Annotated in this window: 14 protein-coding genes; 13 read left to right on the forward strand and 1 reads right to left on the reverse strand. The window is 41.0% G+C overall.

Annotated elements, in window-relative coordinates:
* The first annotated feature begins 15 nt into the window (after nt 1–15).
* The 6 genes from M028_RS0108560 to pruA all read left to right on the forward strand — a co-directional run bounded on the left by M028_RS0108560 (nt 16) and on the right by pruA (nt 8,404).
* Nucleotides 16–333 (forward strand): YerC/YecD family TrpR-related protein, encoded by a 318-nt coding sequence (locus tag M028_RS0108560; protein WP_026573548.1) that lies wholly within the window; start codon nt 16–18, stop codon nt 331–333.
* 204 nt (nt 334–537) lie between these two features.
* On the forward strand, nt 538–1,221 hold the full coding sequence (locus M028_RS0108565; protein ID WP_026573549.1) for a heptaprenylglyceryl phosphate synthase: 684 nt from the start codon (nt 538–540) through the stop codon (nt 1,219–1,221).
* Nucleotides 1,222–1,288: 67 nt separating this feature from the next.
* The gene (gene pcrA, locus M028_RS0108570; RefSeq protein WP_026573550.1) at nt 1,289–3,529 is read left to right on the forward strand and encodes a DNA helicase PcrA; all 2,241 of its coding nucleotides are present in this window, start codon (nt 1,289–1,291) and stop codon (nt 3,527–3,529) included.
* A 26-nt stretch (nt 3,530–3,555) separates the two neighbouring features.
* The gene (ligA, locus tag M028_RS0108575) at nt 3,556–5,562 is read left to right on the forward strand and encodes an NAD-dependent DNA ligase LigA (RefSeq protein WP_026573551.1); all 2,007 of its coding nucleotides are present in this window, start codon (nt 3,556–3,558) and stop codon (nt 5,560–5,562) included.
* A 14-nt stretch (nt 5,563–5,576) separates the two neighbouring features.
* Nucleotides 5,577–6,722: a CamS family sex pheromone protein gene (locus tag M028_RS0108580; protein ID WP_026573552.1), complete on the forward strand. Its 1,146-nt coding sequence runs from the start codon at nt 5,577–5,579 to the stop codon at nt 6,720–6,722.
* A gap of 134 nt (nt 6,723–6,856) precedes the next feature.
* Nucleotides 6,857–8,404, forward strand: coding sequence for an L-glutamate gamma-semialdehyde dehydrogenase (gene pruA / locus M028_RS0108585; RefSeq protein ID WP_026573553.1), 1,548 nt, complete (start codon nt 6,857–6,859; stop codon nt 8,402–8,404).
* A gap of 51 nt (nt 8,405–8,455) precedes the next feature.
* Here the strand turns inward: pruA and M028_RS0108590 are convergent, their stop codons facing one another.
* Nucleotides 8,456–9,277 carry a hypothetical protein gene (locus M028_RS0108590; protein ID WP_026573554.1) on the reverse strand — a complete coding sequence of 274 codons (822 nt, stop codon included), beginning with the start codon at nt 9,275–9,277 and terminating at the stop codon, nt 8,456–8,458.
* Nucleotides 9,278–9,645: 368 nt separating this feature from the next.
* Between M028_RS0108590 and M028_RS0108595 the strand changes: the two genes are divergently transcribed.
* The 7 genes from M028_RS0108595 to aceB all read left to right on the forward strand — a co-directional run bounded on the left by M028_RS0108595 (nt 9,646) and on the right by aceB (nt 16,519).
* A complete protein-coding gene (locus M028_RS0108595) occupies nt 9,646–9,879 on the forward strand; it encodes a hypothetical protein (RefSeq protein ID WP_197031393.1) in 234 nt (77 codons plus the stop codon).
* Between the two features lie 24 nt (nt 9,880–9,903).
* On the forward strand, nt 9,904–10,890 hold the full coding sequence (locus M028_RS0108600; RefSeq protein WP_026573556.1) for a hypothetical protein: 987 nt from the start codon (nt 9,904–9,906) through the stop codon (nt 10,888–10,890).
* A gap of 235 nt (nt 10,891–11,125) precedes the next feature.
* On the forward strand, nt 11,126–11,446 hold the full coding sequence (gene nirD / locus M028_RS0108605; protein WP_026573557.1) for a nitrite reductase small subunit NirD: 321 nt from the start codon (nt 11,126–11,128) through the stop codon (nt 11,444–11,446).
* A 29-nt stretch (nt 11,447–11,475) separates the two neighbouring features.
* Complete coding sequence (gene cobA / locus M028_RS0108610) at nt 11,476–12,933, forward strand: uroporphyrinogen-III C-methyltransferase (RefSeq protein ID WP_035423980.1); 1,458 nt, start codon at nt 11,476–11,478, stop codon at nt 12,931–12,933.
* A gap of 46 nt (nt 12,934–12,979) precedes the next feature.
* On the forward strand, nt 12,980–13,597 hold the full coding sequence (locus M028_RS0108615) for an NAD(P)-binding protein (RefSeq protein WP_026573559.1): 618 nt from the start codon (nt 12,980–12,982) through the stop codon (nt 13,595–13,597).
* 90 nt (nt 13,598–13,687) lie between these two features.
* A complete protein-coding gene (locus tag M028_RS0108620; RefSeq protein ID WP_026573560.1) occupies nt 13,688–14,740 on the forward strand; it encodes a glycoside hydrolase family 15 protein in 1,053 nt (350 codons plus the stop codon).
* 186 nt (nt 14,741–14,926) lie between these two features.
* Entirely contained in the window at nt 14,927–16,519 is a 1,593-nt protein-coding gene (aceB, locus tag M028_RS0108625) for a malate synthase A (protein WP_026573561.1), read from the forward strand.
* Nucleotides 16,520–16,551: the final 32 nt, after the last annotated feature.

Raw genomic sequence — 16,551 nt, forward strand, 5'->3', positions numbered from 1 at the left:
AAAGGGGTATAAAATATGCAAATAAATAAGCTAAGAGGGAAAGAACTGGATCAACTTTTTCTAGGGATTCTTTCGTTAAAAGATCTTGAAGAGTGTTATCGTTTTTTTGATGACCTTTGCACGATTAATGAAATTCAGTCATTGGCCCAACGCTTAGAGGTAGCAAGAATGCTTCGTGAAGGAAATACCTATCACAGGATTGAAGGAGAAACCGGTGCAAGTACTGCAACGATCTCACGTGTAAAACGATGCTTAAACTATGGAAATGACACCTATGAAATGGTGCTAGAACGAGTCAAAGAAGAAAAATCGACTACAACTGAGGAAGCATAAAGCCAAAAACCGGAGAGAAATTCTTCGGTTTTTCTTTTGTCTAGTTCCGGCTCTAGCCCCACTAGGTTGCTTCGGCACTTGCCTTAAGCTGAACAAGTGCTTTCGATTTTCTAGTTGGATTTTCTTTCTATTAGGTTTTCTTTTTTATTACGTTTCCTCTAATGCTATAATGGTGTAATGAAATGAATGTAGGAGGACCTTGGGATGTATGATTTTCGCGAGTGGCGCCATGTGTTTAAACTCGACCCTAATAAACAGATATCGGATGAACATTTAGAAGCAATTTGTGAATCAGGTACGGATGCAGTGATAGTGGGAGGTACAGATGGAGTTACACTCGAAAATGTCCTCGATTTAATGGCCAGAATACGTAAGTTTGCTGTACCATGTGTTCTAGAGGTATCAAGTGTTGAAACAGTTACCCCTGGATTTGATCTCTATTTTATTCCAACGATTTTAAATAGTAAGGATCCAAAATGGATTACCGGGCTTCACCATCACGCGGTGAAAGAATTTGGCGACCTTATGGATTGGGAAGAAATCGTTATGGAAGGTTATTGCATCATGAATAGTGAATGCAAAGCGGCCAAACTGACAGATGCTGTTACGGAGATTACGGCTGAAGATGTAAGGGCCTATGCGATGATGGCTGAAAAAATGTTTCAACTGCCTATTTTTTATCTCGAGTTTAGCGGGCAATATGGACAACCAGAAGTGGTTTCAGACGTGAAAAAAGTCCTTGAAAAAGCGACCTTTTTTTATGGCGGTGGTATATCCACGTATGAGCAGGCTGTGGAAATGGCAAAATTTGCTGATGTAATTGTTGTAGGAAATGCGATTTATGACGATTTTAAAAATGCCTTAAAAACAGTACAGGCAGTTCGATAGAAAATTGCTGGAAGAGTAAAAACAATGGTAAAATAAGAACAAATGTTTGATTTGGCGGTGAAGAAGAATGCAATATTTATCAGAAAAGCTATTAAATGGCTTAAATCCGGAACAGCAAAGCGCTGTGAAGTGTACGGACGGACCTTTATTACTAATGGCCGGTGCCGGGAGCGGTAAAACAAGAGTGTTAACACATCGGATTGCGTATTTAATTGTGGAAAAAAGGGTGAATCCATATAATATTTTGGCGATCACCTTTACAAATAAAGCGGCAAGAGAGATGAAAGAAAGAATCGGAAAAGTGATGGGCGGAGCTGCGGAAGAAATTTGGATTTCCACCTTTCACTCCATGTGCGTAAGAATTTTACGCCGAGATATTGACCGGATTGGCTTTAATCGAAATTTCACGATTCTTGACACAACCGATCAACAATCGGTTATTAAAGGGATTTTAAAAGATAAGAATATTGACCCGAAAAAGTTTGACCCGAGGGCGATGCTCGGGGCAATCAGCTCTGCCAAAAACGAATTAATTGACCCTGAGGAATATTCAAAAACAGCAGGCGGTTACTTTGATCAGGTCGTTAGTGAAGTTTATGAAGAATATCAAAAACGTTTACGAAAAAATCAGGCGCTTGATTTCGATGATTTAATCATGATGACCATTCAATTGTTCCGGCGTGTTCCGGATGTTTTAGAATATTATCAGCGGAAGTTCCAATATATTCATGTCGACGAGTATCAGGATACGAATAAAGCCCAGTATTTATTAGTAAAGCTGCTGGCCATGCGCTTTAAAAATCTTTGCGTTGTCGGTGATTCTGATCAGTCGATTTACAGATGGCGCGGTGCAGATATTGCGAATATATTATCGTTTGAAAAAGATTATCCAAATGCCACCGTTATCCTCTTAGAACAAAACTACCGCTCGACGAAAAGAATCCTTCTTGCGGCCAACAAAGTGATCGAAAACAATTTGAATAGAAAAGCGAAAAACCTTTGGACAGAAAATCCGGAGGGAAATAAGCTTATGTATTACCGTGCCGACAGCGAACAAAGTGAGGCACAGTTTGTAGCCGGAAAAATTAAAGAATTGACCCGTGATGGTAAGCATAAGCTTTCGGAAATTGCTATCCTCTATCGGACGAACGCACAGTCCCGTGTAATGGAGGAAGTTTTGCTAAAATCAAATATTGAGTATAGCATTGTCGGCGGTACTAAGTTCTATGACAGAAAAGAAATCAAGGATATGTTAGCCTATTTACGATTGATTTCAAATCCAGATGATGATATCAGCCTGCGAAGAATCATAAATGTTCCGAAACGCGGTATCGGCTCAAGCTCAGTTGATAAAATTGCTGACTTTGCGGCAATGCATGATCTTTCATTGTACCAAGCCTTAGATTCAATTGAATTAATTGGTTTAAGTCCTAAAATTACGAAGTCTGCCCGCGAATTCCGAGATTTTATTCGAAACTATACGCAAATGCAGGAATTCCTATCCGTAACAGAACTAGTTGAAGAAATCCTTGAGAAATCTGGTTATCGTGAGATGCTAAAAGCAGAAAAATCACTTGAAGCACAAAGCCGTCTCGAAAACCTGGACGAATTATTATCTGTTACGAAAAACTTTGAGGACGTAAGCGAGGACAAAAGCCTTGTTGCCTTTTTAACGGATTTAGCCCTTGTTGCGGATATTGATTCAATGGATGAAGAAGTGGAAAAAGCGGATTCAATTGTGCTGATGACCTTGCACTCAGCAAAGGGATTGGAATTTCCGGTTGTCTTCCTTATTGGCATGGAGGAAGGAGTATTCCCGCACAGCCGTTCCCTTATGGAGGAAGCAGAAATGGAAGAGGAACGCCGCTTGGCCTATGTGGGAATTACCAGGGCGGAACAAAGTCTATTTCTGACTAATGCTCAAATGCGGACGCTTTTTGGTCGAACAAACATGAATCCGGCTTCCCGTTTTATTAAGGAAATCCCTGAAGAGCTTTTGGAAGATGCGGTACCAAAATCTGGGAAGAGTTCGCCATTTGGTTCAAGAGGAGGTTCGTTTGCCAGCTCTGGTTCAGGATTTGGAGCCTCTGCTGCGAGAAAACCTGTGATGCGGCCAGTTGCAGCCACAACCGGCGGCGATCAAGTTGGCTGGAAGGTTGGCGATAAAGCCGAACACGGTAAGTGGGGAATAGGAACGGTTGTCAGCGTGAAGGGCGACGGAGAAGGAACTGAACTCGATATTGCTTTTCCTAGTCCAACAGGAATCAAACGTTTGCTTGCCAAATTTGCGCCGATTAAAAAGGCATAAGAATCGATGAAGAAAGGGCTGGATTTATGGACCTTCAGATGGCTGAACAAAGAATTAATGAACTAAAAAGCCTTTTAAATCAATATGGCTATGAATATTATGTGCTGGACAGACCAACCGTTCCCGATGCTGAGTACGACCGCTTAATGCAGGAACTGTTAAAGCTCGAAGAAAAGTATCCTGAATTGAAAACACCGGATTCTCCCTCTGAACGTGTTGGCGGTCCTGTATTAGATCTTTTTGAAAAGGTTGAGCATCGTACCCCGATGCTTAGCCTTGGTAATGCTTTTAATGACGGAGATTTAAGAGATTTTGATCGCCGCGTTCGTCAAGCAGTAGGTGATGACGTTTCCTATGTTTGCGAATTGAAAATTGATGGGCTGGCCGTTTCCTTACGCTATGAAAATGGATTGTTCCATCAAGGGGCTACGCGTGGGGACGGCACGATCGGCGAAGATATTACGGCCAACTTAAAAACGATTAAATCAATTCCGTTACGTTTACGTGAGAATGTATCCATTGAGGTTCGTGGAGAGGCATTTATGCCGAAGCGTTCCTTTGAAGCCTTAAATCGGGCGAAAGAGGAGAATGGAGAAGAACCTTTCGCAAACCCGAGAAATGCAGCGGCCGGTTCCCTTAGGCAGCTTGACCCGAAAATGGCAGCCTCGCGAAATCTCGATGTTTTTTTATACGGTATTGCTGATATTGGAGGGTTAGGTGTAACCTCCCATAGTGAAGGACTTGATTATCTGGACGCCCTCGGGTTTAAAACCAATAAAGAGCGAAGAAAATGTTCGGGAATTGATGATGTGATTGAGTATGTCAACAGCTGGGTTGAAAAGCGTCCGCATCTTCCTTATGAAATTGATGGAATTGTCATTAAAGTAGATTCACTCGAACAGCAGGAACAGCTCGGGACAACAGCTAAAAGCCCACGTTGGGCGGTTGCGTTTAAATTCCCAGCTGAAGAGGTAGTGACCACATTATTAGATATTGAACTGAGTGTTGGGCGGACAGGAGTGGTAACTCCAACAGCGATTCTTATACCGGTTAAGGTAGCAGGGACGACTGTACAGCGTGCCTCTTTGCATAATGAAGATTTAATCCGTGAAAAGGATTTAAAAATTGGCGATAAAGTCGTGATCAAAAAGGCCGGCGATATCATTCCGGAGGTCGTAAATGTCCTTGCTGAAGAGCGGACAGGCACCGAAAGAGATTTTTACATGCCAACGTATTGTCCTGAATGTGAAAGTGAGCTTGTCCGTCTAGACGGGGAAGTTGCTTTACGGTGCATCAATCCTAAATGTCCGGCACAAATCCGCGAAGGTCTGATACACTTTGTTTCGCGAGATGCCATGAATATCGAGGGTCTAGGGGAAAGAGTCATCAGCCAGCTTTTTACTGAAAAATTAATTGCCGATGTCGCTGATCTTTATAAGCTTACAAAAGAGCAGCTATTAGCCCTTGAACGAATGGGGGAAAAATCGGTTTCCAATCTGTTAAAGGCAATTGAGGCTTCAAAAAGCAATTCACTTGAGAAACTTCTTTTCGGTCTTGGAATCCGTCATGTAGGCGCAAAGGCGGCAAAAACATTAGCTCAGGAATTTGGTTCAATGGATCATCTTGCCGCCGCGACAAAGGAACACTTGATTTCTATTAACGAAATTGGGGAGAAAATGGCCGATTCTATTGTTACTTTTTTTGAACAAGAAGAAGTGACCTCGTTGCTTGAGGAACTATCCTCTTATGGAGTCAATATGGACTACAAAGGGTCCAAGCCAGTTATAGCAGCGGAGTCTGATTCTATTTTTGCCGGAAAAACAATTGTCCTTACCGGGAAACTAGAGAAACTATCGAGGAATGAAGCCAAGGAAAAAATTGAAGCACTAGGCGGCAATGTTGCTGGAAGCGTTAGTAAAAAAACGCATCTGGTTATTGCCGGAGAAGAAGCCGGTTCTAAGCTTTCAAAAGCACAGGAACTAGGAATTGAAGTATGGGACGAAGAGAAGCTATTAGTTGAATTAAATAAATAAGAGGTGTTACCACCGTGAAAAAGCTTTTACTGCTTGTCTTTTCGTTTGTCCTTCTGCTAAGCGGCTGTTCATTAAACTTTCAAAAGCAGGATGAGGTCGTGCAAACAAAAGAGAAAACGAAAGGAAAAGCAATTATTCCTAAATATAATATTTCCGATAAATATTATCGGACGATTTTACCGTTTGAACCAGGGGAAGCCCGCGGGATGATTGTCGGCAATCTTAACACGAGATACGATATTGATGAATTTGAAACAGGTTTAATGCGGATTGCCCAAAATACCTTTGATACGGATCAATATTATTTTCGTGAAGGCCAGGAAATAAAACGAGATACTGTAAGACTATGGCTAAATCGAAAATTCACCAAAAACCAATTAAAAAACCAAGGATTGAAGCCTTCTGAAAATATTGGTCTTAACCCGCTTGATACGGGTAAGGGAGAAACACCCATTTATCTTGCCCATATTTTAGAGCATGATTATTTAACCAAAACGGATAAAGGAACGGTTAAACTAGGCGGAATTACCATAGGACTAGCGTTAAATTCGATTTATTACTATCAAACGGTTCAATACGGACCGACCTATGAGAAGAAAATAGACTATTCTAAAATGAAAAGTGAAGGAGAACAAATTGCCGCGGAAGTATTAAAACGTATTCGCAGTATGAAAAAATTGGGGAATATACCAGTGACAATTGCCTTATTTGAAACACAGAGCAAATCATCGGTTGTTCCAGGTAACTTCTTTGCGTACACGAATGTAGATGCCGGCAGTTCAAGTATAGATGGCTGGGAAAAAGTAAACGAAAAATATTTCTTATTCCCGTCAACAGACGCACAAGATAAGCATAGGGATGACCTTACTGCATTTTTAAACTTTAAGCAGGATGTTGAAGAGTATTTTCCAAATTATAACGGCGTAATTGGCAGAGCCTTTTATGTTGGCGACCAGCTCCAGGAGCTGAAAATCTCCATTCCGATTCAGTTCTATGGAAAAATGGAAGCTGTCGGCTTTACCCAATATGTAACAGGTTTGGTCATGGATCGTTTTCCGAAATATATTTCAGTTTCCGTCAGTGTAACATCTGTTGATGGGCCAGAGGCACTTATAGTCAAAAAGGCAAACGAGACAGAACCGTTTGTACATATTTACTAAATATTATACTTTGTAAAATAATGATCCGGGGCAACCCCGGATCTTTTTTTTCAGGTTATAACTATAGTTCAAATGATTGATACTATAAAGTGAATTGGATGTAAACGTTTTTAATACATAGGAGGGTTTTAAACATGGTACAACCTTACAAACATGAGCCACTCACAGATTTTACGGTTGATGAAAACCGCCAAGCTTATCTTCAGGCATTACAAACCGTTAAAGGTTATTTAGGCAAGGATTATGACCTTGTGATTGGCGGCGAAAAAATTACGACTGAAGATAAAATTGTTTCCTATAACCCAGCGAATAAAGAAGAGGTAATTGGCCGCGTTTCGAAAGCAAACAAAGATCTTGCTGAAAAAGCGATGCAGGCAGCAGTAGAAGCATTCAAAACGTGGAAAAAAACGAAAGCAGAAGTGCGTGCTGATGTGCTTTTTAAAGCGGCTGCGATTATTCGCCGACGCAAGCATGAGTTTTCAGCTTTGATGACAAAAGAAGCTGGTAAGCCATGGAGAGAAGCAGATGCTGATACAGCAGAAGCAATTGATTTCCTTGAGTTTTATGCACGTCAAATGCTAAGAATCAAAAACGGAGTACCTGTTCAAAGCCGTCCAAATGAACATAATCGATATGACTATATTCCGCTTGGGGTGGGAATTATTATTTCGCCTTGGAACTTCCCCCTTGCTATTATGGCGGGAACAACTGTTGCGGCAATTGTAACCGGTAATACCGTCCTATTAAAACCAGCTTCAACAACTCCAATTATTGCAGCTAAATTTGTTGAGGTAATGGAAGAATCAGGTCTTCCTAAAGGCGTCTTAAACTTTGTGCCAGGAAGTGGAGCAGAAGTGGGTGACTATTTAGTTGATCATAAAGATACTCGTTTCATCAGCTTTACAGGTTCCCGTGATGTTGGTCTCCGTATTTTTGAACGTTCTTCCAAAATAAACGAAGGTCAAATCTGGATGAAGCGCTTGATTGCAGAAATGGGAGGTAAAGATACCATTGTTGTTGACAGTGAAGCAGATCTTGAGCTTGCTGCACAATCCATTGTTGCTTCTGCCTTCGGTTTCTCCGGTCAAAAATGCTCTGCATGTTCTCGTGCAGTAATCGTTGAAGATGTATATGATACAGTCCTAAACCGTGTTGTTGAGTTAACAAAACCATTAACAGTGGGGGAACCTACAGAACAAGGCACCTTCACCGGTCCAGTAATTGATAACAACGCGTTCAAAAAAATCATGGAATACATCGAGATTGGAAAACAAGAAGGTAAATTAATGGCCGGTGGTGAAGGGGACAATTCAAAGGGCTATTTCATTCAACCAACTGTTTTTGCTGACCTTGCTCCAAACGCCCGCATTATGAAGGAAGAAATCTTTGGACCAGTTGTCGGCATCACAAAGGCGAAAAACTTTGATGAAGCAATTGAAATTGCCAACAACACTGAATACGGCTTAACAGGTGCGGTCATCACCTCAAACCGTGCGCACATGGAACAAGCCCGAGAAGATTTCCATGTTGGTAACCTTTACTTCAACCGCGGCTGTACAGGTGCCATCGTCGGCTACCAGCCATTCGGCGGCTTCAACATGTCCGGAACCGACTCCAAAGCAGGCGGCCCAGACTACCTATTGCTACACATGCAAGCAAAAACAACTTCTGAATTATACTAATAGAATCGACAAAATTCGGGTGGTGCCTGTCACCACCCGAATTTTGTCGAATTACATATTCATTTTAGGTACGTCTACGATAAAGGGAGCAACGATGATGCGTCCTTGGTATTGAAATTGTCCCCAAATTTTATAGATACCTTTTTGGGGGAAGTAGGTCATGAATGTTACTTTTGGTCCGTTTCCTTTGGTTGTCATTGGGTGAATGTGAAGATATTCCTGCAGGTCATCTTTTATGGCAACGGCATGGCCCAGTGCACCTAAATAGGGCTGGAGGTTTTTGATCGGTTTATTCGTCTTTGCATCCCGAATCATAAAGGTCATGTTTGAGTTCATTTCTGCCATTAAATGGTCGAAGGATAAAGTTATTTTTAAGCCATCGACCATTGTCGTTAACTTTTGATCTGGAATGAGTGGTTTAGATTTAGGGATAGGCCCGTCGATATGGAGCCAATGCTTTTCCACACTATTATCCCCGCCGCCTTTTGGTGTAACTTCTGCAATTAGTTGGTAATCCCCGCCTGCTGGAAAGGCCGTCGAAATATTAAATTCTCCATTTCCTTTATATTTCGGATGGAGATGAGAAAAATAAGATAAATCTTTACTAACAATAATTAAATGCATTTTTTTCGTATGGACCGTTTCAAACGCTTGAATCGGTTTATTGGATTTATCTCTTATTAGAATTGAAATGGGAATTTTTTTATCCGGCTTTAGTGTCTCAGGAGTTTTCCATTCAGATTTTGTCGGGATTACATTCTGAGGCATTGAGCTCATTTGATGGTCCATTGTCGATTTCGGAACCCTAATGGGATTACACGAGGTTAGTAAGGCGGTGGTCAAAAGGATTGAAACCAATTTAACGATTTTCAAAACGGGCAGGCTCCTTTCAAACTTAATCAATTGTTACAAAAGAAGTTATTTTAGTTTGGTAATCGATTGCATATACTAATTAATACTAAGCAAGCATTGAAGTGAAGTAAAGAAATACAAGTGAATGATAAAAATGGATCATACATCTAAGTCAAAAGAATTACGACAAATTTAATTATTCTTTAATAACTTTATAAGTATTATTGATTATAATTAAAATTACGGAGATTACTATCAATCCAATATGAGGTAATACTGTAAATAAATATCCAAAATATAAGCGAAGAATGCTATGATTAAGGAATAAATAATCTAGGTTTTTACTTTTACCAAAGGTGAGTGGATTGAAAAAGATGGAGATTTTTTCATTGTTGCCACAATATTTATTACATGTTACAGCTGTGCCCCACAGTGAGAGCCCCAGCTTAATTTGGTCCCTATTAGCCTGTAACATTTTCTTGGTCATTGCGGGGATCTTCTTTATTGTTAAGTTATTTAGACAAAAAAATGTCCTTAAATCGGGAATTACTTTCGGAATTGCACTGGCGATTAATTATATCTTAATTGCAGTATACGGGGATATATTTGACCTGCTTGGATAGGGGATAAAGAGGAGGTTTAAATTTTTGAAATATTATCGAATTTGGGTCATTGCCTTCTTATTAAAGTTCATTGGATCCGCTTGGGATGCCTCTTACCATTTTAAGTATTTATTTGAGGAATATTCCATACCGCATATTGTTAATTTTACTGGCTTTGCGATTGGGGCATTTTTATTATATAAAGAGTGGCGGAAGCTGCATTACATGGATCGGTTTTCGCGAAATCTTGTAACAATTGGCTATGTTTTATTTTTAATTGGTATCCCCTTAGACTTTAGCTATCATATCGCTTACGGCATTGATTTAACCACCTGGAGTCCAACCCACTTTATTTATTATATTGCGACAGATATTATGATTATCGGTGTATGGCGGGCCTATTTTAAGTTTTCTCAGGATCAACTACCATCATGGAAATCACTGCATACTTGGTTTGCGATGTTTTTGCTGGAATGCTTAATGTTTCCCAATATGCAGCAGGAAAATGGAGCAATATCCTATGATCAATATATTCATGGTCGTTCCATTGCCTCAAAAGAAATTCTACAGTTGATCTCAGACCCTGCGTCGCAAATCTTTGGGGGGATCCCCCAATGGGTGTATCCGCTATATTCGGTATTATTTGTAGCCCTGTTTACAGTCATTGTTAATAAACTTTGCCGGGAATATACGATTCCAGTTATGGCAGCGGCACTTTATATCCTATTACGTTTTATCTTTAAATCGGCCTTTTATCTTGTTCATTATCCAACATCTTATGTTCCGGTGACCCTTTTATTTATCCCGATTTTTTATTTAGTTTTCAGAAGGGATAGTTGGCTTGCCGGACTTGCTGGTAGTTTGTTTTATTTTCTGACTTTGTTTGCCATTAATCGCCTTGGATTACTAATCACACCGCCATTAGTATGGTGGGAGGCTATACCGGTTGCGATAATCGGCTTGTTCGTTCCGGTAGTTGCTTCCCAAGTAGTAAAACTGCCAATTCGGTCCAAAAGAAAGCAACCTGCATAAAAGCTGAAAGGTGTTCCTCAAAGGGACACCTTTTTTATATGACAATATTGTGAAACAATTCGCTTATAGGGGTTAAAAGTGACAAATCCCACAATTTTTTATGAAAACCATGATTACAATTTAGCTATAGAAAAAAAATGCGAGTTGAAATCCGTGTTAAAATATAAGAAAAATTAAAAAAATTAAGGAATATATAATATATTAAGCTTTCAATCAAGGCAGGGAGTGGAGTAAAATGTTAAAAACAATCACACGAATTCCTGTAGCACATTATTCAAATCTTAAAGAAAGAAAAGGATTTTCTATCAAAATTGACCAAATTGAAATAGCACTTTTTAAATTGTCAAACGGAAGGATTTTTGCAATTGAAAATCGCAGTCCTCGTCCAAACGGCGGAGTACTTTCTAAAGGGATTATCAGCGGAGAATACCTATATTGCCCTGTCTATGATTTGAAGATTTCCTTAGCGGATGGGAAAGTACAGGAGCCGGAAAGTGGCAAGGTACGTACATTTAAGGTAGAAATAAAAGAGGATATTGTATTTATTGTTTTATAGGACACCAAAGACGGGAAGGAGGCAGTATGATGAGAAAAGGAAAAGTTTTTTTAGTTGGTGCAGGCCCAGGGGATATCGGGTTAATTACAGTAAAAGGCTTGGAGGCCATTAAGCAGGCTGAAGTTTTACTTTATGACCGGCTTGCCAATCCAAAGCTGCTAGAATATGCACCCTCAGAGTGTGAGTTTATTTATTGTGGAAAATTACCTGACCGTCATATTCTGCGGCAAGAGAGCATCAATGAACTTTTAGTCGTTAAAGCATTAGAAGGCAAGAAGGTTGTTCGCTTAAAAGGCGGAGACCCGGGTGTATTTGGCCGCGTTGGGGAAGAAGCGGCATCCCTAGCGCAGTTTCAGATACCTTTTGAAATCGTTCCAGGAATCACATCGGGAATTGCGGCCCCTCTTTATGCAGGAATTCCAGTTACTCACCGAGAATATGGAGAATCGTTTGCAATCGTAACCGCACATGCAAAGTCTAAAGATGGAGAGCCGTTGCTTGAGTGGGAAAGCCTTGCACGCGGGGTGGATACGATTGCTTTTTACATGGGAGTTGGAAATTTACCGCTCATTTGTGAAAACCTTATCGCACACGGCAAATCCTCTTCGACTCCTGTGGTATTGATTCAATGGGGCACTTTTGGCCGCCAGAAGACATTGCAGGGGACATTAGCAGATATTTCAGAGAAGGCATCAGCTGCCAAGTTTAAGAATCCTTCCATTATCCTAGTGGGCGATGTAATTTCTCTTCGGGAAAAAATCAACTGGTTTGAAAAAAAGCCATTGTATGGCCGGCAAATATTATTAGCCCGGACAAGCAATGGCCTGAGCGAATTGGCAAAGGAATTAATGGATTATGGTGCGGATGTAATAGAATTTCCAAAATGGAAAAAGACATCGGTTCATATTGACTTAGAAAAAGTGACAGCCTATGATAAGATCCTGTTTGCCCAGCCCGAAAGCGTTGCTGAATTTTTCGAAGCGTTAATTGACAATCAAATCGATATTCGAAATATCAGGGCTAATTTTTACGGTCCTTCATTTAAGACGATAAAAGCCTTAAATGACAGGGGATTTACCGCTACGCTGGCGGAAGAAATGCATGGTGCAGGGAGTTTGCTCATTGTCGGTGACAACAGCGTGTTGAAAAATACAGAGAATTATGGAGTATTTGATGTAATCGTGACGAGTATAAAAGAAATTGATAGGGAATTCATGCCGATTTTTAAGCGAATGTTCGGGGAAGCTCAGATCGATACGATCATTTTTCCATGCAGTGCATCCGTGGAACCCGTTCTTGAGGCATTAAGGGAATGCGGCATTGCTGCAGAGGAGTATGTAAGAAATTCACAGGTGGTTTGTATGGGAAAACAAACGATGGCTGCTGCTAGGGTAGCGGGTTTGATGAATCCTAGTATGCCGGCAAGGGCAACAAAAGCCGCTTTGATCGAGTATTTAGCGGAGCAAAATGGTGTCGAGTTACAATAAAAAATTGTTTCTGCTCATTTATAAGCGGGCATAACGAGGCGAGAACATGAAGGTAAGTTATCCAATTATGATGAATTTGGAAGGAAAGAAGGCAGTGATTGTTGGCGGCGGGAAGGTTGCGGAGCGCAAGATATTTGGTCTGCTTAATACCGGTGTGGAGATTTCTGTGATTAGCCCGGAAGTAACCGAAGAAATACAAAGACTGGTTACTGAAGGTAAGGTTTCATGGCATTGCCGGGCATTTTCTGCAGAGGACTTAGCCGAAACCCCTTTAGTGTTCGCAGCGACGAATGATATGGAAATCAATCAGTTGGTCAAAGCTGCTGCAGGTCCCCATCAACTTATTACCATCGCGGATGACCCTGATGGCTCAGATTTTCATGTTCCGGCAGTGGTTCGACGGGGGCGTTTAAATATTGCGGTTTCGACGGGCGGGGCAAGCCCGATTTTGGCAAGTCGAATCCGTTTGGGGCTGGAAGAGCAGTTTGATGAATCCTATGAGAGCTATCTTGAGTTTCTTTTTACGGTACGGCAGCAGGTTTTGGAAGAAGTGAAAGATCCTTCTGTAAAAAGAAAGCTATTAACGGCGATTGTCAGCCGGGAATTTTTAAAAAGCAACAATCGAGAAGAGGACTTTCAAAAGTTATATAACGAGTTGGTTTAAGCGGGTGCCGTTATAGGTGCCTGCTTTTTTCGTATAAATACATTAGAATTTGGAAAAAAAGGAGGTAAAACACAGAACAGAGGGTGTAGGATGTATAACGAAAAAATAAGCAACAGCTATCAAATTTTGGATCAGTTACGATTGCCGCATGGATTATACTTAGCCTCCTCATCAAATGATTATCACTACGTTTGGCTGCGGGATTCTTTTTACATGTCCTTACCTTATTTAGAACAGGACAATGGCATTTATGAAATGACCTATCACCGGATTTTAGATTTATTCCGAGAATATGAATGGAAACTGGATATCCATAACCTGCAAAGGCCAATTGAGCAATGGGAATACATACATTCCCGCTATTCAGCCCATGATGTAAGAGAAATCGATACACCATGGGGACATGCCCAGCATGATGCGATTGGGGGGATCCTTTGGGGAATCGGAATGGGGCAGAAACGAGGGAAGCAGATTATCCGAGATGGAAAAGATCATGAGATTGTTCAAAAGCTTGTCGGGTATTTAGGCTGCGTTCACTATTGGGAGGATGCGGATAATGGGATGTGGGAAGAATGGCGCGAAGTGCATACCAGTTCTGTTGGTGCCTGTGTGGCCGGACTTAAGGCTGTCCAGGATTTGGTCTTTGTTCCGGGAGAATGGATTGAAAAAGGGAAACGAACATTATCTGCCTTATTTCCACGTGAAAGTATCGACCGCCCCTGTGACTTAGCGCAAATGAGTTTAATCTATCCTTACGGTGTTGTGGATGGAGAAGAGGCAAAATTGATCCTCAAGCAGGTTGAAACAAATCTACTAAGGGACCGGGGCGTGATCCGCTATCAGGGTGACTCCTATTATTCACTTTTGGAGCATGAAGGACGGCATCATGAGTTATCTTTTTATTTTGGTTCGGAAGCAGAATGGACCTTCGGACTTCCGTGGCTTGCTCTTTGTCATTTGGAGTTAGGAAATTTGGAAAAAGCCCATGCTTATATTCAGCAGACAGAAAAAGTCATGCTCAGCGATGGCAGTCTTCCGGAACTTTATTTTTCCAAGTCCTCTGACTATAATTCCAATACGCCATTGGGGTGGGGAAGTGCGCTGTATATATTAGCGAAAGAGAAATATGAACGGATTATATAAAAATTTCAGGTCGTTGGGATTCCACCAGCGGCCTTTTCATTATTTCTGTTGATAAAAATACTACTTTAGGATTAATTTGGCTATTTTTAAAAAATTTTCTGAAAAGTAGTTCCATTTTTATTTTTAGTGTTATATAATACAAAACGAGGATAGATACTGTATTATAACAAAGGGGTGATGAATTTCATGTCGACGCAAACGACTGGTATTGAAGTGGTGGGTGCCATAAACGCCCAGTATGATGAGGTTTTGACATTCAATGCTTTAAATTTTATTGAAGAACTAGAGCGAAAGTTTGGGGAAAGAAGAGTTGAACTGTTACAGTACAGAAAGAAACGACAGGAGGAAATTCACAACGGAAAGCTTCCCGATTTCCTTCCTGAAACGAAACATATTCGTAATGGAGATTGGACCATTGCTCCCCTGCCACAGGATCTTCAGGACCGCCGGGTTGAAATTACCGGTCCGACTGATCGGAAAATGGTCATTAATGCTCTAAATTCTGATGCAAAAATTTTTATGGCCGATTTTGAAGACGCCACTTCACCGACATGGAAGAACATCGTCGAAGGACAAATCAACTTGAGAGATGCAGTAAATCGGACGATTTCTTTTGAAAACCCAAATGGTAAAAAATACACACTGAATGAAAAAACAGCAGTACTGCTCGTTCGACCACGCGGATTACATTTAGAAGAAAAAAATGTACTACTAGACGGAAAGCCGATTTCCGGAAGCCTTTTCGATTTCGGATTGTACTTTTTCCATAACGTAAATAATTTGCTTGCAAGAGGGACGGGTCCATATTTTTACCTTCCAAAGCTTGAAAGTCATTTAGAGGCCCGCCTTTGGAATGATGTCTTCGTCTTCGCACAAGATAAACTCGGTGTCCCGCAAGGAACGATTAAAGCAACTGTATTAATCGAAACCATCTTGGCAGCATTTGAAATGAACGAAATTTTATATGAATTAAAGGAACACTCTGCCGGCTTAAACTGTGGCAGATGGGATTATATATTCAGTTACTTGAAAAAGCTGCGTAACCAGAAGGATGTGATTCTCCCGGATCGCTCGCAAGTTACCATGACGGTTCCCTTTATGAGGTCATACTCTTTATTGACCATCCAAACCTGTCATCGACGCAAGGCACCGGCAATGGGAGGGATGGCAGCGCAAATTCCAATTCGCAATAACCCACAGGCGAATGAAGAGGCCTTTGCGAAGGTTCGTGCCGATAAGGAAAGGGAAGCTCGCGATGGTCATGATGGGACATGGGTTGCCCACCCTGGACTTGTCCCAGTTGCATTAGAAGTGTTTAACCGTGAAATGCCTGCATCTAATCAAATTAATACACAAAAACAGCAGCACATCACGGTTACAGCTCAAGATTTACTTGAGGTGCCGAATGGAACGATTACCGAAGAAGGAGTTCGCGTCAACATTAATGTTGGAATTCAATATGTTGCTTCTTGGTTAGATGGAAAAGGTGCAGCGCCAATTCACAACCTTATGGAAGATGCGGCAACGGCTGAAATTTCAAGAGCACAGCTTTGGCAGTGGATCCGCCATCCGAAAGGTGTGTTAACGGACGGCCGAAAGGTAACAACACAACTGTATCATGCCTTCAAGGTGGAAGAACTAGAAAAAATCAAACAGGAAATAGGCACTGAAGCTTATAAGAATGGGCGGTTTGCTGATGCTTCAGAACTATTTGACCAAATGATTCAAAATGATGAGTTTGCTGAGTTTCTAACCTTACCGGGTTACGAGCTTTTATAAAAGTTTGATAAAAAATAGTTTACTAAATTAAT

This window comes from Bacillus sp. UNC438CL73TsuS30, from assembly GCF_000482325.1.
Classification (GTDB): Bacteria; Bacillota; Bacilli; order Bacillales; family Cytobacillaceae; genus Neobacillus.

Bases quoted from the DNA above. Each gene is read 5' to 3' on its own strand.
- M028_RS0108565 (WP_026573549.1), top strand. From the start codon at position 538: ATGTATGATTTTCGCGAGTGGCGCCATGTGTTTAAACTCGACCCTAAT.
- pruA (WP_026573553.1), top strand. From the start codon at position 6,857: ATGGTACAACCTTACAAACATGAGCCACTCACAGATTTTACGGTTGAT.
- pcrA (WP_026573550.1), top strand. From the start codon at position 1,289: ATGCAATATTTATCAGAAAAGCTATTAAATGGCTTAAATCCGGAACAG.
- cobA (WP_035423980.1), top strand. From the start codon at position 11,476: ATGAGAAAAGGAAAAGTTTTTTTAGTTGGTGCAGGCCCAGGGGATATC.
- M028_RS0108620 (WP_026573560.1), top strand. From the start codon at position 13,688: ATGTATAACGAAAAAATAAGCAACAGCTATCAAATTTTGGATCAGTTA.
- ligA (WP_026573551.1), top strand. From the start codon at position 3,556: ATGGACCTTCAGATGGCTGAACAAAGAATTAATGAACTAAAAAGCCTT.
- nirD (WP_026573557.1), top strand. From the start codon at position 11,126: ATGTTAAAAACAATCACACGAATTCCTGTAGCACATTATTCAAATCTT.
- M028_RS0108615 (WP_026573559.1), top strand. From the start codon at position 12,980: ATGAAGGTAAGTTATCCAATTATGATGAATTTGGAAGGAAAGAAGGCA.
- M028_RS0108560 (WP_026573548.1), top strand. From the start codon at position 16: ATGCAAATAAATAAGCTAAGAGGGAAAGAACTGGATCAACTTTTTCTA.
- aceB (WP_026573561.1), top strand. From the start codon at position 14,927: ATGTCGACGCAAACGACTGGTATTGAAGTGGTGGGTGCCATAAACGCC.